General features: G+C 71.4%; 18 protein-coding genes and 3 pseudogenes. 11 read left to right on the top strand and 10 right to left on the bottom strand.

From position 1 onward, the window contains the following. Positions 1-21: 21 nt before the first annotated feature. Positions 22-249: pseudogene (locus ACTWJ9_RS02070) on the bottom strand (succinate dehydrogenase/fumarate reductase iron-sulfur subunit); the annotation flags it as partial. Positions 250-318: 69 nt separating this feature from the next. On the opposite strand from ACTWJ9_RS02070, the gene ACTWJ9_RS02065 reads away from it, so the two are divergent. Beyond that, positions 319-894 (top strand): IS607 family transposase, encoded by a 576-nt coding sequence (locus tag ACTWJ9_RS02065; RefSeq protein WP_279332320.1) that lies wholly within the window; start codon positions 319-321, stop codon positions 892-894. Then, positions 887-2,515, top strand: a complete 1,629-nt coding sequence (locus ACTWJ9_RS02060; protein WP_279332319.1) for a transposase — start codon at positions 887-889, stop codon at positions 2,513-2,515. Before ACTWJ9_RS02065 ends, ACTWJ9_RS02060 begins: the two co-directional genes overlap by 8 nt. A 5-nt stretch (positions 2,516-2,520) precedes the next feature. Here the strand turns inward: ACTWJ9_RS02060 and ACTWJ9_RS02055 are convergent. Further along, a pseudogene (locus ACTWJ9_RS02055) lies at positions 2,521-3,063 on the bottom strand (succinate dehydrogenase/fumarate reductase iron-sulfur subunit); the annotation flags it as partial. A gap of 34 nt (positions 3,064-3,097) precedes the next feature. Next, a pseudogene (locus ACTWJ9_RS02050) lies at positions 3,098-3,635 on the bottom strand (hypothetical protein); the annotation flags it as partial. A 252-nt stretch (positions 3,636-3,887) separates the two neighbouring features. Here ACTWJ9_RS02050 and gap point away from each other — a divergent pair. Next, positions 3,888-4,895, top strand: a complete 1,008-nt coding sequence (gap, locus tag ACTWJ9_RS02045) for a type I glyceraldehyde-3-phosphate dehydrogenase (RefSeq protein WP_279332318.1) — start codon at positions 3,888-3,890, stop codon at positions 4,893-4,895. 56 nt (positions 4,896-4,951) lie between these two features. Here gap and ACTWJ9_RS02040 read toward each other — a convergent pair whose 3' ends face one another. Both ACTWJ9_RS02040 and ACTWJ9_RS02035 read right to left on the bottom strand, forming a co-directional pair. Further along, positions 4,952-5,356, bottom strand: coding sequence for an STAS domain-containing protein (locus ACTWJ9_RS02040; RefSeq protein ID WP_279332317.1), 405 nt, complete (start codon positions 5,354-5,356; stop codon positions 4,952-4,954). A gap of 142 nt (positions 5,357-5,498) precedes the next feature. Then, complete coding sequence (locus tag ACTWJ9_RS02035; RefSeq protein ID WP_279332316.1) at positions 5,499-5,861, bottom strand: DUF488 domain-containing protein; 363 nt, start codon at positions 5,859-5,861, stop codon at positions 5,499-5,501. A gap of 266 nt (positions 5,862-6,127) precedes the next feature. Here ACTWJ9_RS02035 and ACTWJ9_RS02030 point away from each other — a divergent pair, with 266 nt between their 5' ends. From ACTWJ9_RS02030 to ACTWJ9_RS02005, 6 genes are all read left to right on the top strand, one after another. Continuing rightward, positions 6,128-6,874 (top strand): uracil-DNA glycosylase family protein, encoded by a 747-nt coding sequence (locus tag ACTWJ9_RS02030; RefSeq protein WP_443295089.1) that lies wholly within the window; start codon positions 6,128-6,130, stop codon positions 6,872-6,874. Between the two features lie 334 nt (positions 6,875-7,208). Next, on the top strand, positions 7,209-7,817 hold the full coding sequence (locus tag ACTWJ9_RS02025; protein WP_279332314.1) for a GOLPH3/VPS74 family protein: 609 nt from the start codon (positions 7,209-7,211) through the stop codon (positions 7,815-7,817). 235 nt (positions 7,818-8,052) lie between these two features. Then, entirely contained in the window at positions 8,053-9,294 is a 1,242-nt protein-coding gene (locus ACTWJ9_RS02020; RefSeq protein WP_279332313.1) for an ABC transporter substrate-binding protein, read from the top strand. Further along, on the top strand, positions 9,291-10,205 hold the full coding sequence (locus ACTWJ9_RS02015; RefSeq protein ID WP_279332312.1) for a carbohydrate ABC transporter permease: 915 nt from the start codon (positions 9,291-9,293) through the stop codon (positions 10,203-10,205). The genes ACTWJ9_RS02020 and ACTWJ9_RS02015 overlap by 4 nt, the downstream gene beginning before the upstream one ends. Beyond that, a complete protein-coding gene (locus ACTWJ9_RS02010; protein WP_279332311.1) occupies positions 10,205-11,038 on the top strand; it encodes a carbohydrate ABC transporter permease in 834 nt (277 codons plus the stop codon). The genes ACTWJ9_RS02015 and ACTWJ9_RS02010 overlap by 1 nt, the downstream gene beginning before the upstream one ends. A gap of 140 nt (positions 11,039-11,178) precedes the next feature. Beyond that, on the top strand, positions 11,179-12,369 hold the full coding sequence (locus ACTWJ9_RS02005) for an ABC transporter ATP-binding protein (protein WP_387035938.1): 1,191 nt from the start codon (positions 11,179-11,181) through the stop codon (positions 12,367-12,369). Positions 12,370-12,394: 25 nt separating this feature from the next. On the opposite strand, the gene ACTWJ9_RS02000 is transcribed toward ACTWJ9_RS02005, so the two are convergent. The 3 genes from ACTWJ9_RS02000 to ACTWJ9_RS01990 form a co-directional block, all read right to left on the bottom strand. After that, positions 12,395-12,931: an NUDIX hydrolase family protein gene (locus tag ACTWJ9_RS02000; protein ID WP_279332309.1), complete on the bottom strand. Its 537-nt coding sequence runs from the start codon at positions 12,929-12,931 to the stop codon at positions 12,395-12,397. Positions 12,932-13,079: 148 nt separating this feature from the next. Further along, positions 13,080-13,361 carry an SAM-dependent methyltransferase gene (locus ACTWJ9_RS01995; RefSeq protein ID WP_443295088.1) on the bottom strand — a complete coding sequence of 94 codons (282 nt, stop codon included), beginning with the start codon at positions 13,359-13,361 and terminating at the stop codon, positions 13,080-13,082. A 154-nt stretch (positions 13,362-13,515) separates the two neighbouring features. Beyond that, entirely contained in the window at positions 13,516-13,998 is a 483-nt protein-coding gene (locus ACTWJ9_RS01990) for a Dps family protein (RefSeq protein WP_279332307.1), read from the bottom strand. 182 nt (positions 13,999-14,180) lie between these two features. On the opposite strand from ACTWJ9_RS01990, the gene ACTWJ9_RS01985 reads away from it, so the two are divergent. Continuing rightward, positions 14,181-14,975, top strand: a complete 795-nt coding sequence (locus tag ACTWJ9_RS01985) for a sulfite exporter TauE/SafE family protein (RefSeq protein WP_279332306.1) — start codon at positions 14,181-14,183, stop codon at positions 14,973-14,975. 45 nt (positions 14,976-15,020) lie between these two features. Here ACTWJ9_RS01985 and ACTWJ9_RS01980 read toward each other — a convergent pair whose 3' ends face one another. Further along, a complete protein-coding gene (locus ACTWJ9_RS01980; protein ID WP_443295087.1) occupies positions 15,021-16,421 on the bottom strand; it encodes a diacylglycerol/lipid kinase family protein in 1,401 nt (466 codons plus the stop codon). Between the two features lie 179 nt (positions 16,422-16,600). Here ACTWJ9_RS01980 and ACTWJ9_RS01975 point away from each other — a divergent pair, with 179 nt between their 5' ends. Then, positions 16,601-17,341 (top strand): cobalt-precorrin-6A reductase, encoded by a 741-nt coding sequence (locus ACTWJ9_RS01975; RefSeq protein WP_387035944.1) that lies wholly within the window; start codon positions 16,601-16,603, stop codon positions 17,339-17,341. A gap of 20 nt (positions 17,342-17,361) precedes the next feature. Here the strand turns inward: ACTWJ9_RS01975 and cobF are convergent, their stop codons facing one another. Continuing rightward, positions 17,362-18,144, bottom strand: a complete 783-nt coding sequence (gene cobF, locus ACTWJ9_RS01970) for a precorrin-6A synthase (deacetylating) (RefSeq protein WP_279332303.1) — start codon at positions 18,142-18,144, stop codon at positions 17,362-17,364. Positions 18,145-18,177 lie beyond the last annotated feature (33 nt).

Below are 18,177 nucleotides of genomic sequence, written 5' to 3'. Positions count from 1 at the left end.
GACGTCGGCCCAGGGCATGGCTCAGTCCTCGCCGGCCCCACGTCCCGGACGGCGGCGCCGGCTGCGGATCAGACGCCCGAGCGGGTCATGGCGGTGGTCGACGACGCGTTCCTTCATCGGGATGATCGCGTTGTCGGTGATCTTGATGCCGGCGGGGCAGACCTCGGTGCAGCACTTGGTGATGTTGCACAGCCCCAGTCCGTGCTGTTCGCGCAGCATCCCGCGCCGGTCGGCGGTGTCGAGAGGGTAACCAACTGCTGGTTCTCGGGGGTGGTTGAGTGTGCGTAACCATGTATGGGTGAGTGTCGTTGGCAGTGTGTGAACCTGACGGAATGGGCGAAGACGCAGGGCGTGCATCCGCAGACCGCGTATCGCTGGTTCCGTGAGGGGACGTTGCCGGTACCGGCTCAGCGGGTCGGGCCACGCACGATCCTGGTGAACATCGAGGCCCACACCGCGTGGGAAGCTGTGGGTGGCCTCGGGCTGCATGCCCGTGTCTCCTCCCGCGATCAGAAGGCTGACCTGGAGCGCCAGGTCGCTCGGCTGTCGGCATGGGCGGCGAAGACCGGCATCAAGGTGGTGCGGGTTGAGTCCGAGATCGCATCCGGCATGAACGGCGCCCGCTCCAAGGCCCGTCGCATGCTTGCCGATTTGGCGGTGACCACCATGGTGGTCGAGCACAAGGACCGGCTGGGCCGTATGAACGTCGAACTCGTAGAAGCCGCACTGTCCGCGTCGGGGCGCCGCCTGCTGGTCCTCGACGAAGGTGAAGTCGAAGACGACCTCGTGCGCGACATGGTGGAGGCACTGACGTCGTTCTGCGCTCGCCGGTACGGCCGCAGGTCGGCGGCGAACCGGGCGCGAAAGGCGTTGGAGGCCGCCGAGCATGGCTGACCTCCGCCCGATCGACGTCCCGTTCGTCGCACTGGGCCCCACCGGTGTGGCGGTACGCACCCGGCTCAAGGGCCTCACGCCCGGGGACGAGCAGGTGCTGCGCCTGGTCGGCGCGCATCTGGGGTCGCTGGCCGCGAGGGATCTCGCGGCCCGCTGCCGTGATGGGCTCGGCCACTCCACAAAGACCTGGGCGGCGCGGAAGCGGGAGCTGACCGCCGCCTCGTCGTCCCGGTGGGGCGGGGCGATCACGAAGGCCACGCATGACCAGTGGGCCTTGTCGCGTCGCTGCCAACTCGCCCACATCCAAAGCCTTGAGGCCGGTATCACCACGATCCGGCACCGCCTGTCCCGGCCGGTCGGCCAGCAGGGCACCAGGCGCGCTCCGGGCGGCTACCGTTCGAAGAAGGAGTGGTTCCAGAAGACCCGGCGTCTGCATGTCCTCCAGGAGCGGCTGGAGCGAGAGCGGGCCGACCGTGAGGCCGGCGTCGTCCACGTCGTGCGCGGCGGCAGGCGCCTGGCCCGTCATCGGCACCACCTCGGCGCCGCGCGGCTCACCGAGAGCCAATGGCGCGAGCGGTGGGAGGCCGAGCGCTGGTTCCTTGCTGCGGACGGGGAGTCCGGGAAGCGGTACGGGAACGAGACGATCCGCGTCACCCCGGACGGTCAGGTGAGTATCAGGCTCCCTGCCCCGCTCGCCGGGCTGGCGAACGCCCGGCACGGCCGGTACGTACTGGCCGCAAAGGTCTCGTTCCCGCACCGCGGCGAGGAATGGGCGGACCGGGTGGAGGCGCACCGGGCGGTCGCCTACCGCATCCACCTGGACGTGGAACGCGGACGCTGGTACCTGACCGCCGCGTGGCAGATCCCGCCCACCAGGACCATCCCGATCGACGCCGCCCTCGCCGAAGGTGTGATCGGTGTGGACACCAACGCCGACCACCTTGCGGCCTGGCGCCTGGATGCCCACGGCAACCCGGTCGGGCGGCCCCGCCGCTTCTCCTACCGGCTCAGCGGGTCGGCCGGTCACCGGGACGCCCAGGTCCGCCACGCGCTGTCCCGGCTGCTGCACTGGGCGAAGACCTGCGGCGTCAAGGCGATCGCCGTCGAGGACCTCGACTTCACCGCCGAGAAGACCCGCGAGAAACACGGGAGGCGCAAGCGGTTCCGGCACCTGATCTCCGGCATGCCCACCGGCAGACTCCGCGCCCGCCTCACCTCGATGGCGGATCAGACCGGCATCAGCATCATCGCCGTCGACCCGGCCTACACCTCGAAATGGGGCGCCCAGCACTGGCAGAAGCCCTTAACCGGCAAACACCGCAAGGCGACCCGGCACGATGCGGCGAGCATCGCGATCGGGCGACGCGCCCAGGGGCACCCGATCCGGCGACGGACGACACCGCCCCCTGCTCACCGGAGTGATGAGCAGGGGCATCGGACCGTCCAGGCCCGACCGGAGGCTCTCGGGCGCGAGGGACCCCGTCCCCGCACTCCCGGACCACGGACACGATCCGTGCCGCCGGACGCGGCGAGCACGCGGGCGACCAGGACACCCAACACCGTTCGGGATGTCCGCAGTGAGCAGGTATGGGTCCAGGACTCACTCCTGCTCACTGGCTAGGAACGGTGCATGTCGAGTTCGGCGTGGCGGATGAAGAACCTCGGGCCGGCGAAGGCCGGCTTGTCGTCCTCGTGGTCGCGGATGACGTGACGGACGTCCTGGCACAGCCGGCACTCGATGCACTTGCGGAACTCCTGGGCTCGCCCCACCTCCTCCTGCCGCATCCGGTATTCGCCGGGCCGCAGATGAGGCGGCGGGGCGAAGGAGGGAACCTGCCGGGCCCTGGCGTAGTGGAAGCCCACGTCGGTGACCAGGTCGCGGATGACGGGGAAGGTCCGCAGCGGCGTGATCGTGATGCTGTCGGAGGGCAGTGTCGACAGCCGCGCCCTGCACATCAGTTTCGGGCGGCCCTCGATCTCGGCGCTGCACGAGCCGCACGTGCCGGCCTTGCAGTTCCAGCGCACCGTGGGGTCGCCGGCCTGCGTGGCCTGCAGCCGCAGGACAGCGTCCAGGACCACCGCACCGTCCTCGACCGGCACGGTGTACTCCACAAGTGAGCCGCCGGAGGTGTCGCCGCGCCGGACGCGGAGCAGCAGATCGCGCCCCATGGCCGATGCCCCCTTTCCGCGGGCTGATTCGAGGTCAGAAGAACCGCGGGTCCTGGATCACACCACTGGCGACCAGCCGTACGGAGCCGTCGGCGAGCGCGACCCGGACCAGCGAGGCCCGGGCGAACCTGCCGTGGTGCGGATTGAGCCGCGACCCCCAGGTCCACGCCCGATAGCGGACGGGGTGCCGGGCGAAGTCGTTCAGGCGGCCATCGACCGCGTGGCGGCACGAGTGGCACGAGTGGGTGTACAGCCACAGCAGAACGGCGTTGACGACCGGGACCAGGCTGCCCAGACCCATGCCGACGCGTCCGCGGAAGTCGAAGGCGATGACCGCGTCCCAGGTCAGGATGAGGTTGAGGACGAGGGCCGCGTAGAGGCCGCGTAGAGGAAGTACCGGTGGACGTTCTGCAGCAGTAGTGGGAAGCGGGTCTCCCCGCTGTAGCGGCGGTGCGGCTCCGGAACCGCACCGCCGGGGGTGCCGCCCACCAGGAGCGGTAGTGCGCCTTGCGGTAGTAGTGGCAGGTCAGGCGGAACCCGAGCGGAAAGATCAGGGTGATCACAGCCGGGGCACCGTCTGTGGCCTTCCTTCGCCGGTGCCGGTGCCGGCACCGGGGCCGTCGATCCGGTCACCGGGAGCCTTCTCTACTCAAGACCGCCGGACAAGGGCAGAGCGTGCGATCTCGGGGCAACTTCTCCGGGCCATACGACAGGCGGAGCCGAGCGGATACCCGCACGCGGATGGCGTAGGCCCGCCAGTCGGGGCGCTCACGCGGTGGTACGACGGGCAGAGGGCAGCAGCGAACACCGGAAGGACGTCTGGGATGCCGAAGGTCGCCATCAACGGGCTCGGCCGTATCGGCCGTGCCGCGCTGAAGATCCTGCACGACGTGGACGGTGTTGAGCTCGCGGCCGTCAACGACCTCATCGAGGTGGACGATCTCGCCTACCTGCTGGCGCACGACAGCGTCTACGGCCGCTACGGCAGGACGGTCGCGGTGAGCGACGGCGCGCTGAGCATCGACGGGCACAACGTGCCGGTGTACGCCGAACGCGATCCGGCCCGGCTGCCGTGGAGGGAACTGGGCATCGACCTGGTCCTGGAGTGCACCGGAGCCTTCCGCCGCGAGGAGGAGCTGCGGCGCCACCTCCAGGCGGGGGCGCGCTTCGTCATCCTGTCCGCGCCGGCCCGGACGGAGACGGTGGCCACCGTGGTGCACGGCGTGAACCAGGCCCCGGACGGCGTGCAGGTCATCTCCTGCGCGAGCTGCACCACCAACTGCATCACCCCGGTGGTCGAGGTACTGGACCGCCGGATCGGGATCGAACGGGCGATCATGTCCACCGTCCACGCCTACACCTCCACCCAGCAGCTCGTTGACGGACCCAGCCGGGACGTGCGCCGCGGCCGAGCCGCCGGCGTCAACATGGTTCCCGCGTCCACCGGGGCGGCGCTGGCCACCACCCGGGCGCTGCCCGCACTGGCCGGGCGCTTCGACGGGGTGGCGATCCGGGTTCCGGTGCCGGTCGGCTCGGTCGCGGACATCGTGGCCGTCACCGCCCGGCCCACCACTGCCGAGGAGGTCAACGACGTCTTCCGCCAGGAGGCCGGCACCGACCGCTACCGCGATGTCCTGGCCGTCTCCGAGCAGCCGCTGGTCTCCACCGACATCATCGGCGACCCCAGAGCCTCGGTCGTCGACGCCGCGATGACCCGGGTGGTGGACGGCACCCTCGTCAAGATCATGAGCTGGTACGACAACGAGTGGGGCTTCACCCATCAGATGGTCCGCGAAGCCCTGTCCGTCCTGGACGTCGGCCCGTCCCCGTGAGTGCCTTCGCCACCGCCCCCGACCTGGTGAAGCAGGTCGTTCCTGTGCGCCGTTCCTCAGCCTGACGGGTGGGGCCAGTGCGCGAGGCTGCCGGGCGAGGGAGCGGATTGCGTCGCTTCCGCTGCTGAGGGGTAGATCTCGTAACTCTCGCGCATGCCGCTCAGATCGAAGATCCTCAGTATCCGGCCCGAGACGGACGCGATACGCAACGAACCCTCGTGTTCACGGATGCGTTTGGTGATCGCCACGATCACGCCCAGCCCCATCGAATCCATGAAGGTGACGAAGCCCAGTTCCAGAACGAAGTGGCGGTGTCCCTCATCGAGGAGTCTGAGCACTCCTTCCCGGATCATGGGGGCAGTGTGGGCGTCCACCTCACCGTCGGCCTCGACAACGGTCCAGCCGTTGACCACGTCGTAGCTGGCCATCATGTTCTCGTGCCGGATGATGTTCGTTCGCATTGCCACCCCTCTTCACATCTACGGACGGCGCAAGATGCCCGGCACGATGCGCAGGAGACCGCCGACCCCTACCGATCGCGGCCCGGGAAGCGCGAGTTCGCCTGGAGCGGTGACCGCCACCCCGCTGGCTCCTCACTGCCGGTCACCGGCTTTTGGTCAGCCACTCGGCGAGAACGGCGGCCTGGCTGTGGTCCACGTCCTTGGTGGCGGTCAGCAGCATGAGTCTGTCGTGCGCCGCAAGGTCACGCAGATGTTCGGCCGCCTCGCGGTGCCCGGCGTCGCGCAGCTCCGCCAGATAGCGGCGTCGGAATTCGGTGAAGCGGCTGGGCTCGTGGCCGTACCACTTGCGCAGCTCGCTGGACGGCGCGACATCACGCAGCCACTCGTCCAGATGCGCGTCCTCCTTGCGCATGCCGCGGGGCCACACCCGGTCGACCAGCACGCGCTTGCCGTCCTTCGGCGCAGTCTCCTCGTAAACTCTGCGACAGGTGATCTGTTCGGCCATGATGGCGCCCTTCCAGATCGGTCGGCCACCCCGGCGTCGAGCGGGGTGGGCAGCTCCGTGCCCTGCTGCGAAGCGGGCGGTCCCGGTTCGCCCATTTTATCGGGGCCGGCTCGTGCGAGCCTGTCGGGATTTTGCCGGGTCAGTCCCACCGGCGCCCGGGCACGGAGCGACGGCGTCCCGTACGGCGTATCGACGAGGAGCATGCTGTGCCCAGCCGACGTCTCCCGCCCGAGTCACCTGATTTTCCCGCACGGACGGCTCTCCAGGTGAGCTCTGTGGGCGAACTGGACGCGGCGGTGGCCACCTGCCGGGCGTGCCCGCGCCTGGTGGCCCGGCGCGAGGAGGCCGCCAGGGTCAAACGCAGGGCGTTTCGGGACCGGGAGTACGGGGGGGGGGGCAGACCGGTGCCCGGCTTCGGCCCGCCGGACGCGGCGTCGGCCGTCGTCGGCTCGGCCCCGGCCGCGCACGGCGGCAACCGCACCGGGCGGATCTTCACCGGCGACCCGACCGGCGACGCACTGTACGCCGCCCTCTACGACCTCGACCTGGCCTCCCGGCCCACCGCCACCCACCGGGGCGACGGGCTGGAGCTGTACGGGGTGCGGATCACCGTCCCGGTGCACTGCGCGCCGCCCGGCAACCGGCCCACCACCGGTGAGCGCGACACCTGCCGCCCGTGGCTCGCCCGCGAACCGGACCTGCTCCGCCCGACCCTGCGGGCCCTTGTGGTGCTGAGTGGCTTCGCCCGGCAGGCGCTGCTGTCCGTGCAGGCGGACGCGGGCCGGCAGCCGCCCCGCCCCCGCCCGGCCTTCGGGCACGGTGCCGAAGTCCTCCTCACCGACGCGAACAGTGAACGGCACGTGCACCTGGTCGGTGGACACCACCCCAGCCGACGCAACATGTCCACCCGGACTCTGACCCCCGCCCTGCTCCGCGACGTACTGCACCGGGGCGCCGTCATCGCCGGGCTTCCACGGGAACGGCAGCACCGGCAGTCCCGCGCGCCATCCTGATGGGGGGCCTGGTCTGCGTTCCGGGGACCAGTGGGGGACCGAACGGCAGCGCGATGCCGAACTTCACACCGCGAAGCACGGCATCCGCCCCTGGAACAGCCGGTTCATCCGGATGATCCCGGTAGCCCGCACTCCTGGGGGTCAAGGGGGCGCAGGTTCCCATCCTGTCGTCCCGGCCAGCTTGTAGTAGGTCGGATGCCGCCTTCTCATGGATGAGGAGGCGGCTTTTCGCCGTCCCCCGGTGTGGCGGTCGTACGATGTGTCCTCTGGGAGGGGTGCCATCACCCTTTTGACGGGGAGCCGTTGACGGGGAGCCATCGACAGGGAGTCGCTCATGACCACGGCACGGGACCTGATGATCGTCGCCCTCGACACCCCCTCCGCCCCTCCCGTGGCGCAGGGTGAGCTGTCGCTCGCGCTCGCGGGGGCGGAGCTGATCGACCTCATGGACGCCGAGGCCGTCACCCTGGACGGGCAGCTCGTCGTACCCGGGCTGCCGCCCGCCGACGGTGAGGGGCTGCTGCGCGAGGCCGCGTCGTCGCTCGCACGACAGGCGCCCTACGAATCCGTCGAGGACTGGTTGTGGCGCCGGGGCCGCGGCCTGACCGCCGCCCATCTCGCCGACCTGGAGTCGGAAGGGCTGGTCACCCGGCCGCACACCCGCCGGCTCTCCTTCCGGGCGGGTCCGCCGGTGCCGACCGAGACGTCGGCACGGAGCCGGGCGGCCGACCGCTGGGCGTCCCGCGAACCGGTGCTGGCCGGCCTCGCCGCCGCCGCGGGGATCGGGGAGCAGCCGGCCGAGGACCTGGTCGCCGAGCTCGCCGACGATCAGGTCGTGACCGTCCTGGCGGCCGTCCACGACGCCGTCATGGAGCTGGAGGCCGTACGGCAGCGGCGAGGCATCGAGGACGCGGCCTTCGACAACGTCTGGCGGGCCGTCTGACGCGCTTCATGGGTGATTCGTCCGTGGATGTCCTTGATGTCGCGCTATGTGCTGCTTAACGTTCGCCGGGTAAGCGCCGCCGCGGGGCCCGACCGCCGCGCCGCCGTCCCGGAAGCGAGGTGGGGAGCGCGTGCACGCGATGTGCGGGGGCCGACCGGACTCGGGCCACCGCGGCGAGGTGCGACGACCCCGGCGACCCGGGCGGCCCCGGGGGGTGCGACGGCCGCGGACGCGGGTGCTGGTCGCGCTGACGCTGATGGCGTCCACGCTCGCCGCCTGCGGCGGTGAACAGGAGGGCTCCGGCCGCACCACGCTCAACTGGTACAACTTCCCCGACGACTCCGGCGCCCTGCAGAAGGCCGCCGACCGGTGCGGCCGGGCGTCGGGCGGCCGCTACCGGATCAGCTACAGCAAGCTGCCGCGGGGCGCCGACGGCCAGCGCCAGCAACTGGTGCGCAGGCTCGCCGCCCAGGACGAATCCATCGACATCATGGGCCTCGACGTCACCTGGACCGCGGAGTTCGCCGAGGCCCGCTGGATCCGGGAGTGGACGGGCGAGGCGAAACGGCGGGCCACCGCGGGCACGCTGCGGGTCCCGCTGCGGACCGCCACCTGGAAGAACAGGCTGTACGCCGTCCCGTACAACACCAACACCCAGCTCCTGTGGTACCGCAAGGACCTGGTGCCCACCCCGCCGAGGACCTGGTCCGAGATGCTGGACATGTCCCGCGAGCTCGCCCGGCAGGGGAAACCGCACTACGTGGAGATCCAGGGCGCCCAGTACGAGGGCCTGACGGTCTGGTTCAACACGCTGGTCAACAGCGCGGGCGGCGCCATCCTCGACCCGAGCGCCACCGCGCCGTCCCTCGGCCCGCCGGCCGTCCGGGCCGCCGCCCTCATGCGCGACCTCGCCGGCTCACCGGCCGCGGACCCCTCCCTGCCCAACCAGATGGAGGACCAGAACCGTCTGGCCATGGAGTCGGGGGTGGCGGCGTTCGAACTCAACTACCCGTTCGTCTATCCGTCGATGAAGGCGAACAACCCGCGGCTGTTCGAGGACTTCCGCTGGGCGCCCTACCCGCGCGTCGACCCCGGCCGCCCCGCCCGGCCCACCATCGGCGGCATCGACCTCGCCGTCAGCGCCCACTCCCGCCACCCGGACCTCGCCTTCGAGGCGGCCCTGTGCCTGCGCAACCGGGAGAACCAGCTCACCGCCGCACTCGACGGCGGACTGCCGCCCACCCTGCGCGCCCTGTACGACGAGCCGGCGTTCGAGAAGCAGTACCCCTTCTCCAAGGAGGTGCTGGCCGCCCTGGAGTCGGCGAGCGTGCGGCCGGCCACCCCCGCCTACCAGAACGTGTCGATCGTCATCGCCCACACCCTGTCCCCGCCGTCCGCCATCAAGCCGGAGAGCTCGGTCGCCGCCATCAGGAACCAGATCGACGACGCTCTGCGATCCGAGGGTGTGATCCCGTGAACCACCCCCTCCCGGACAAGAGCGGGAAGGCACTCTCGGCCGGCGCCCGGCAGGAGCGGCGCCTCGGCCTGCTGCTGTGCGCACCGGCCGTCCTCGTCATGGCCGCCGTGACCGCCTACCCCGTCGGATACGCCGTCTACCTCTCCCTCCAGCGCTACGACCTGCGCTTCCCGGACCGGGCCGAGTTCGTGGGCCTGGGCAACTACGGGGCGGTGCTGTCCTCCCCGTTCTGGTGGGACGCCTTCTGGGTCACGCTGTTCATCACCGTCGTGTCCGTGGCCGTCGAACTCGTCCTCGGCATGGCACTGGCCCTGGTGATGCACCGCACGCTCTTCTGGCGCGGCACGGTGCGCACCGCGGTCCTCGTCCCGTACGGCATCGTCACCGTGGTCGCCGCCTTCTCCTGGCAGTACGCCTGGACCCCCGACCTCGGTTACCTGGCCGAGCTGCTGCCCAGCGGAGAGGCCCCGCTCACCGAACAGTGGCCCGCGCTCTGGCTGATCATCCTCGCCGAGGTGTGGAAGACCACCCCGTTCATGGCACTGCTGCTGCTCGCCGGCCTCGCGCTGGTCCCCGAGGAGACCCTGAAGGCGGCCATGGTGGACGGCGCCTCCGCCTGGCAGCGGTTCACCAGGGTCGTCCTGCCGCTGATGAAGCCGGCCATCCTCGTCGCGCTGCTCTTCCGCACCCTGGACGCCTTCCGGATCTTCGACAACATCTACGTCCTGACCTCGGGCGCCCACGGCACCGGCTCCCTGTCGATCCTGGGCTACAACAACCTGTTCACCGCGCTGAACCTGGGCATCGGGTCGGCGATCTCGGTCCTGATCTTCCTCTGTGTCGGGATCATCGCCTTCACCTTCGTCAAGCTGTTCGGCGCCGCCGCACCCGGCGCGGAGGTGAAGCCCTGATGGCCGCCGCGGGCAGGACGCACGCGACCCGCTGGGGCGTCGCCAACGTCGTCGTGGTGCTGTACGCCCTGTTCCCGGTGTGGTGGATCGCCGCGCTGTCGTTCAAGGACCCCGCCACGCTCTCCGACGGCAGCTACATCCCCCGGGACTGGACCTGGGAGAACTACCGGGGCATCTTCGAGACCTCCCAGTTCACCCGGGCACTGGTCAACTCGATCGGCATCGCGCTGATCGCCACGGTGATCGCGGTGATCCTGGGCACCATGGCCGCCTACGCCGTGGCCCGGCTGCGGTTCCCCGGCAAGCGGCTGCTCATCGGGATGTCGCTGCTGATCGCCATGTTCCCGCCGATCTCCCTGGTGTCGCCGCTGTTCGAGATCGAGCGGGCCGTCGGCATCTTCGACACCTGGGCCGGGCTCATCATCCCGTACATGACCTTCTCGCTGCCGCTGGCGATCTACACCCTGTCGGCGTTCTTCCGGGAGATCCCGTGGGACCTGGAGAAGGCCGCCAAGGTGGACGGCGCCACGCCCGCGCAGGCGTTCCGGCTGGTCATCGTGCCACTGGCCGCGCCGGGCGTGTTCACCACCGCCATCCTGGTGTTCATCTTCTGCTGGAACGACTTCCTGTTCGCGATCTCGCTGACCTCCACCGAGTCCGCGCGGACGGTCCCCGCCGCGATCGCGTTCTTCACCGGCAGCTCCCAGTTCCAGCAGCCCACCGGCTCGATCGCCGCCGCCGCCGTGGTGATCACCATCCCCATCATCGTCTTCGTCCTGTTCTTCCAGCGGCGGATCGTGGCCGGACTGACCTCCGGAGCGGTCAAGGGGTGACCGGGCCCGCAGCGGGCCACCCCGCACCCCGCCCGGAACCGGCCCGTCCGAAGGCCCGTCACGAAGGCGAAGGCCTGTCACGAAGGCGAAGGCCTGTCACGAAGGCGAAGGCCTGTCACGAAGGCAAGGAGGCACCACCCATGGCCGAGATCGTCCTCGAGGGCGTCACCAAGCGTTTCCCCGACGGATCCGTCGCCGTGAAGGACGTGGACCTCGACGTCGCCGACGGCGAGTTCGTGATCCTGGTCGGCCCGTCCGGATGCGGCAAGTCCACCACCCTGAACATGATCGCCGGACTGGAGGACATCACCGAGGGCACCCTGCGCATCGGCGGCCGGGTCGTCAACGACCTCGCGCCCAAGGAGCGCGACGTCGCCATGGTGTTCCAGAGCTACGCCCTGTACCCGCACATGAGCGTGCGCGAGAACATGGGCTTCCCGCTGCGCCTGGCGAAGGTGGACAAGGTCACCATCGCCGGCAAGGTCGAGGAGGCCGCGCGGGTCCTCGACCTGAGCGAGTTCCTGGACCGCAAGCCCGCCCACCTCTCCGGCGGCCAGCGCCAGCGGGTGGCGATGGGGCGGGCCATCGTCCGCGACCCCGAGGCGTTCCTGATGGACGAGCCGCTGTCCAACCTGGACGCCAAGCTGCGGGTGCAGATGCGCACCCAGATCTCCCGGCTGCAACGCCGCCTGGGCACCACCACCGTCTACGTCACCCACGACCAGACCGAGGCGATGACCCTCGGCGACCGGGTCGTGGTCATGCGGCAGGGCCTGGTCCAGCAGATCGGCGCGCCCGCACACCTCTACGACCTGCCGCGCAACCTCTTCGTCGCGGGCTTCATCGGCTCCCCGGCGATGAACTTCGTCGGCGCCGTCCTGGAGGCGGGTGTGCTGCGCTCACCGCTGGGCGACCTGCTGCTCGACGACCGTACGCGTCGGGCGCTGGAACGGCGGAACGCGCCGCGCGACGTCATCGTCGGGCTGCGTCCCGAGGCCTTCGAGGACGCGGCCCTGGCCCGCGAGCCGGGCGGCCCCGTCCTCACGGTCACCGTGGACGTGCTGGAGTCGCTCGGTTCCGACGTGTACGTCCACTTCGGCGCCGAGGGCGGACCGGTGACCACCACCGAACTGGAGGAACTCGCCACCGACTCCGGACTGCGCGACACCGGCGCGGGGGCCGCGCAGCAGATCGTGGCCCGGCTGGACGCCGCCACCCGCGCCCGTGAGGGAGCGCCCGTGGACCTCCGGGTCGACATGGGCAAGGCGCATGTCTTCGACCCCTCGACCGGGGCGAACCTCACCCGCCCGGAGAGCACGGACGCCCCCTGACACCGCTCGCGCCGTTCCCGCCGGGTCAGCTCACGCAGCCCGCGTGGGCCAGCGCCTGCCTCAGCAGCACCCCGTGCCCGCCCGGCATCTCGCTCTGCACGGCCTCCGACAGGGCCTCCTGCGGGCTGAACCACACCAGGTCGAGGGCGTCCTGCCGGGGCCGGCAGTCACCCGTCACCGGCACGATGTAGGCGAGGGACACCGCGTGCTGACGCGGGTCGTGGTACGGCGTGACGCCGTGCGTGGGGAAGTACTCCGCCACCGTGAACGGCTGGAGCGACGCCGGGATCCGGGGCAGCGCCACCGGGCCGAGGTCCTTCTCCAGGTGGCGCAGCAGCGCGTCGCGGACCCGTTCGTGGTGCAGCACCCGGCCGGAGACCAGCGTCCGGCTGACCGTGCCGTCGGGTCCTATGCGCAACAGCAGGCCGACGCTGGTGACTTCGCCGCTGTCGTCGACCCGGACGGGGACGGACTCGACGTACAGGATCGGCATGCGGGCACGTGTCATCTCCAGCTCGTCGGAGGACAGCCAACCCGGCGTGGTTTCGGTCGTGTCAGACATCGCTTGATCATACTTTCAACGGTTCGGACTTGTGGGGTGCCGGCCGCTCCGCGGCGGTGTGTCCTCCTCGAGGGGCTCGGCCGGACCGGACCGACGCTCGCGTCCGGACGGTCGCGTCGGGGCCGCACGGCGTCAGGGTTGTACGGCGTCAGGGTTTCACGGGCACCGCGCCGTACTGCTGCGGCACGGCGACCGCGGCCTCCGCCCCGGCACGCCGCCGAGAGCAGGACACCGGGCCGGGCTCGACCGGGTGCAGCTCCTGGGAGAACGCGGCGATGTCCCGGACGGCCGGGACGACCTGGTCACCCGCCCGCCGGTCGACCTCGTAGGTGTCCTCGCCACCGATCCATTGGCCCCACCCGCGCGCGTTGTGCGCGACAGAGGTGTCCGGTCGCGCCGGGACCCCCGGCGGGGTGCGGCTCTCACCCACGTCTCTCGCCCTCCCTCGCTCCTCCGGCCGGATCCGGCCGTCGCGGTCATTGTGCCGCGCGATGATCACCCTGTCCCGGGAATGGGGGAGCGGGACGGGGGAGCGGGAGCGGGAGAGGGCGGGGAAGTGGATGTCGGGGCGCCGGGTGGGTCCGTCAGGAGCCGAAGGGGGTGTTCTCCGCCTCGAACATCCAGCGCAGTTTCTCCAGTTCGGCGGTGACGGAGATCAGCAGGTCCTGGGTGACCGGGTCCGCCTTCTCGGTGGCGTCGACGCGCTCGCGCAGCCGTACGATCGCGGTGCCCAGCGCCTCCGCCATGACCCGCACGGCGTCCTCGTCCCGCAGCCAGCCCTCTTCGGGGACGGGCAGCGAGAAGACCTTGGCGACGGTCTCCGGGCGGCCGTCCGGCGGCACGCCGAGCGTCGCGGAGCGCTCCGCGACCGTGTCGGCGCCGGTGCGCGCGGCCGAGACCACCTCGTCCAGCTGGAGGTGGACCGAACGGAACCGCGGACCCACGACGTTCCAGTGCGCCTGCTTGCCGATCAGTGAGAGGCCGAGGAGATCCACCAGGGTGCTCTGGAGTGCCTCGCAGGCGATCCGGCGGTCCTCGTCGGGCAGCGTGCTCCGCACAACGGTCATGGGGTGGGGGCTCCCTTCACGTTTTCGTCTTTCTCGTCCGACCGCGCAGGTGCCCCGGACGCTCCGGTACAAACACGACGGCCCCTGTGGTGCGCGCACGGTCCGGCGGGCGGGGGCGGCAGGACCATCAGGCGAGACGCTGCTGACCGCGATCATCAGGGGACATAGCATCGGTCCCCGCAATGAACACGATGACACTCTGGGACCTCAACGGCTGGCAGTTCGCCGCCCTCGCCTTCGCGGCCCTGCTCGTAGGCTTCTCCAAGACCGCCGTGAGCGGGGCCAACACGGTCAGCCTCGCCATCTTCGCGGCGATGCTGCCCGCCCGTGCCTCCACCGGCGTACTGCTGCCCATCCTGATCGCCGGGGACGTGCTCGCCGTCCTCACCTACCGGCGGCACGCCCACTGGCCCACGCTGTGGCGGCTGTTCCCGGCGGTCGCCGCGGGCGTCGTGGTCGGCACCGTCTTCCTGATGTGGGCGGACGACGAGGCCGTACGGACGTCGATCGGGGCGATCCTGCTGCTGATGGCCGGGGTGACGGTGTGGCGGCGACGAGCCGCGGAGAGGGCCGCGAAGGGGGACGGCGCCGGGAACGGACCCGACGCGGTCACCTCCCGGGCCGGAAAGGTCAAGGCCCGCTCGTACGGCGTCCTCGGCGGTTTCACCACCATGGTCGCCAACGCGGGCGGGCCGGTGATGTCCCTGTACCTGCTCTCCGCGGGCTTCCGGAAGCTGGGCTTCCTGGGGACGTCGGCCTTCTTCTTCCTGATCGTCAACACGTCCAAGGTGCCGTTCAGTGTGGGCCTCGGACTGATCAACGCGGAATCGCTGCTGCTCGACGCGGCGCTCGTCCTGTTCGTCGTGCCCGGCGCGTTCCTCGGCAAATGGGCCGTGAGCCGGATCAACCAGGTGCTCTTCGAGCGGCTGGTGATCGCGGCCACGGTGGTGGGCGGCGTGCAACTGCTGCTGCACTGAGCCGGGGGCCGGGGGAGCGTCGGCGGGTGCCGGTGGGCGTCGGACCTACCGCGAGCCGAGAAAGGGCTCCTTGCCTTCCGTCTGCGGGAGATCCTGGTGCCGGAACCGGCTGGGGGCAGCCGTGCGGCCGACCGTCGCCGCCAGTTTGCGCAGCCGCCGCCAGTCCAGACGCGGGCGCGCCGGCGCGACCCCGGGCCGTTTGCGGGGGACGCGGACCCGGAGCGCGCCGGGTGCGATACGGCAGCGGACGGGCGCCGGCAGCATCAGGGCCTCCCCGTCGACCCCGGCCTCCAGCTCCGCGCGGTCCCCCTCGATGACGACCTCGGAGGCGGTCAGGACGGTGAGCCCGCTCGGCGCGGGGTCCAGCAGCAGCGAGGCGGCGTGCACCGCGCCCTCCACCTTGACGCCGAGGACACCCAGTACGCCGGAGTCGAGACGATCCCGTCGGCCCAGGCCGAAGGGATCGTCGGTGCGGTAGGGGTTGTTGCTGACCAGCACCGCCTGCGGGGCCTCGAGTGTCGTGTCGCCGACGCGGGCGACCAGCCGGGGACCCTGCTGCCCGGTGAGCAGGTCGGGCAGCAGCTCCAGACTGGTGCCGATCTTGTCGTCCCGGTAGGCCGGGCTCTGCACGATCGACGCGTACGCGCCGAAGGACGCGTTGTTCACGAAGGGCTGGTCCCCGGCGAAACCGAGATCGACGCGCAGCTCCACCCCGTCGGTGAGCGCGTCCAGACAGGCGGCCGGATCACCGCGGTCCAGGCCCAGGTCCAGGGCGAAGTGGTTGCGGGTCCCGGCACTGATGACCAGGAACGGGATGCCGTGCTCGGCGGCCACGGCCGCGACCAACGCCTGCGTGCCGTCACCGCCGGCTGCGCCCAGCAGATCTGCGCCGTCCGCGACGGCGTCCCGGGCCAGAGCGGTCACGTCGTTCTGCACCTCCGGATCGAGCAGGACGACCCGGGCCCCCAGGCGTTCCGCCTTCTCCCGCAGGCGGAACCGGCCCACCTTTCCGCCGCCCGACCGGGGATTCATGATGAGCACCGGCCGCCGGGGCGGCGGTGTCCGCCGCTCCCTCTGCCGCTCCCGAAGCCGCTCGCTCCCCGTCCCCCGCAGCGCGTACCGGCCGCTCCACACGGCCAGCCCCCACAGGGCCAGCGACAGCGGCAGCGCCCAGAACAGGGTGAGGGCGAACAGTGTGACGACAGCCATGGGCACGCACAGCGCCACCAGCCCGGCCACCCAGCGCAGCGGACCCCGCAGGGTCAGCGTCCACCACAGCGCCGCGGCGCTCACGGCGAGGCCCGCCGCGCCGCCGAGCAGCAGCGCCAGCCCCCGCATGCCTCCGTAGAGGAGCGGGAACAGCACCGCGAGCGCGGCCGCGGCCAGCGCCACCCGCGCGGACCACCGCTGGACCCGGTAGGCCCGCCTGCTCAAGTCCACGGCCATGACTCCTCCAGTCGCCGGCGTCATCGTAGGACGTACGGGGGCACGGGCGTCGCCGACATTCGAGTCCTGCTCACAGCGCATGTCCGACATCCGCCGGCCTGTCCTTCGGGTTGTCCCTCCAACGCCCCCTCCCGGGCCCGGCCCGCCCCCTCCGGCGCCGGCCTCGTACGCTCGGCGTCATGTCCGCACACGTCCTGGTCCTCGGCGGTACCACCGAGGCACGCGAACTCGCCGCCGAGCTGACCGCCCGCCCCGGAGTGCGGGTGACCACCTCGCTCGCCGGACGGGTGGCACGGCCCGCAGCGGTCGCGGGCGGGATGCGCGTCGGCGGCTTCGGCGGGGCGCGAGGGCTCGCCGACTGGCTCCGCGACCAGGACGTGACGGCCCTGGTCGACGCCACGCACCCGTTCGCCGAGCGGATCACGGCGAACGCGGCACGGGCCGCGACCGCGGCCGGCGTACCCCTGGTCCTCCTGCGCCGCCCCGGCTGGCAGCCCGGACCGGACGACCGCTGGCACCCGGTCCCCTCCCTGGACGCCGCCGCCGAACTGCTGCCCCGGCTCGGACGGAGAGCCTTCCTCACCACCGGCCGCCTGGGCCTCGCCGCCTTCGCCCGGCTGACCCGGCTCCACTTCACGATCCGGTCGGTGGATCCCCCCGAGCCGCCCCTGCCGCCGCACACCTGCGTCCTGCTGGACCGCGGACCGTTCACCGTGGCCGAGGAGACGGCCCTGCTGCGCGAACACCGCATCGACGTACTGGTGACCAAGGACAGCGGGGGAACGGCGACGTCCGCCAAACTCACGGCGGCCCGCGAACTCGGCCTGCCGGTCGTGGTCGTACGCCGCCCGCCGCTGCCGCAGGACGTCAGCCCGGTGCCCGACGTGACGAGCGCCCTGGAACGCCTGGGACCCCTCTGACGCGCCGGATCCCGGGCGGCTCAGCCGTCCCCGGGATTCCGCCGCAGCAGATACGTGTCCATGATCCAGCCCTTGCGCTCGCGGGCCTCGGCACGCAGCCGCTCGATCCGGGGAGCGGCCTCGGCGAGCGGCCCGGAGACGAGGATCTCGTCCGGGGTTCCTATGTAGGCGCCCCAGTAGATGTCGATCTCCTGGTCGGCCTGGTCGGCGTACTGCCGGAAGGTCTGGTGGGCGTCCAGCATCACGACGACGTCGTCCACCCCCTCGGGGAAGCCCTCCGCGAGCCGCCGGCCCGTGGTGATCTGGACCGGCCGGGCCACCCGGTTGAGCCCCGTGCGGTGCCGGGCGACGAGCGCCGAGACACTGCTGATCCCCGGCACGACGTCGTACTCGAAGGCGACCGCGCCCCGCGCCAGCACCTCCTCGAGGATGCCCAGCGTGCTGTCGTACAGCGACGGGTCCCCCCACACCAGGAACGCGCCCACCTCGCCCTCGCCCAGCTCCTCGGCGATCAGCCGCTCGTAGATGTCCGCGCGGGCGCTGCGCCAGTCACCGACGGCGGGGGAGTAGGCCGCGCCGCCGGCCCTCCGGTCCCGCTCCGGGTCGCGCGCCTGGACGACGCGGTACGTCCGCTCCGGCAGGTGTGCGTCGAGCATGTCCCGGCGGAGCCCGGTCAGATCCGCCTTCACCTCGCCCTTGTCGAGGATGAAGAACACATCTGTCCCGCGCAGGGCCTTGACCGCCTGCAGGGTCAACTGGTCGGGATCGCCCGCGCCGATACCGATGACATGGATTTTTCGCACGCCCCGAGTCTGCCGCACGCCACCGACACTCCA

Source organism: Streptomyces sp. GDS52 (assembly GCF_052246875.1).
Taxonomy (GTDB): domain Bacteria; phylum Actinomycetota; class Actinomycetes; order Streptomycetales; family Streptomycetaceae; genus Streptomyces; species Streptomyces cathayae.
Note: the sequence above shows the minus strand (reverse complement) of the source record. Positions and strands in the feature narration are given on the sequence as shown.

Bases quoted from the DNA above. Each gene is read 5' to 3' on its own strand.
- ACTWJ9_RS02060 (WP_279332319.1), top strand. From the start codon at position 887: ATGGCTGACCTCCGCCCGATCGACGTCCCGTTCGTCGCACTGGGCCCC.
- gap (WP_279332318.1), top strand. From the start codon at position 3,888: ATGCCGAAGGTCGCCATCAACGGGCTCGGCCGTATCGGCCGTGCCGCG.
- ACTWJ9_RS02040 (WP_279332317.1), bottom strand. From the start codon at position 5,356: ATGCGAACGAACATCATCCGGCACGAGAACATGATGGCCAGCTACGAC.
- ACTWJ9_RS02035 (WP_279332316.1), bottom strand. From the start codon at position 5,861: ATGGCCGAACAGATCACCTGTCGCAGAGTTTACGAGGAGACTGCGCCG.
- ACTWJ9_RS02025 (WP_279332314.1), top strand. From the start codon at position 7,209: ATGACCACGGCACGGGACCTGATGATCGTCGCCCTCGACACCCCCTCC.
- ACTWJ9_RS02010 (WP_279332311.1), top strand. From the start codon at position 10,205: ATGGCCGCCGCGGGCAGGACGCACGCGACCCGCTGGGGCGTCGCCAAC.
- ACTWJ9_RS02005 (WP_387035938.1), top strand. From the start codon at position 11,179: ATGGCCGAGATCGTCCTCGAGGGCGTCACCAAGCGTTTCCCCGACGGA.
- ACTWJ9_RS02000 (WP_279332309.1), bottom strand. From the start codon at position 12,931: ATGTCTGACACGACCGAAACCACGCCGGGTTGGCTGTCCTCCGACGAG.
- ACTWJ9_RS01990 (WP_279332307.1), bottom strand. From the start codon at position 13,998: ATGACCGTTGTGCGGAGCACGCTGCCCGACGAGGACCGCCGGATCGCC.
- ACTWJ9_RS01985 (WP_279332306.1), top strand. From the start codon at position 14,181: ATGAACACGATGACACTCTGGGACCTCAACGGCTGGCAGTTCGCCGCC.
- ACTWJ9_RS01980 (WP_443295087.1), bottom strand. From the start codon at position 16,421: ATGGCCGTGGACTTGAGCAGGCGGGCCTACCGGGTCCAGCGGTGGTCC.
- ACTWJ9_RS01975 (WP_387035944.1), top strand. From the start codon at position 16,601: ATGTCCGCACACGTCCTGGTCCTCGGCGGTACCACCGAGGCACGCGAA.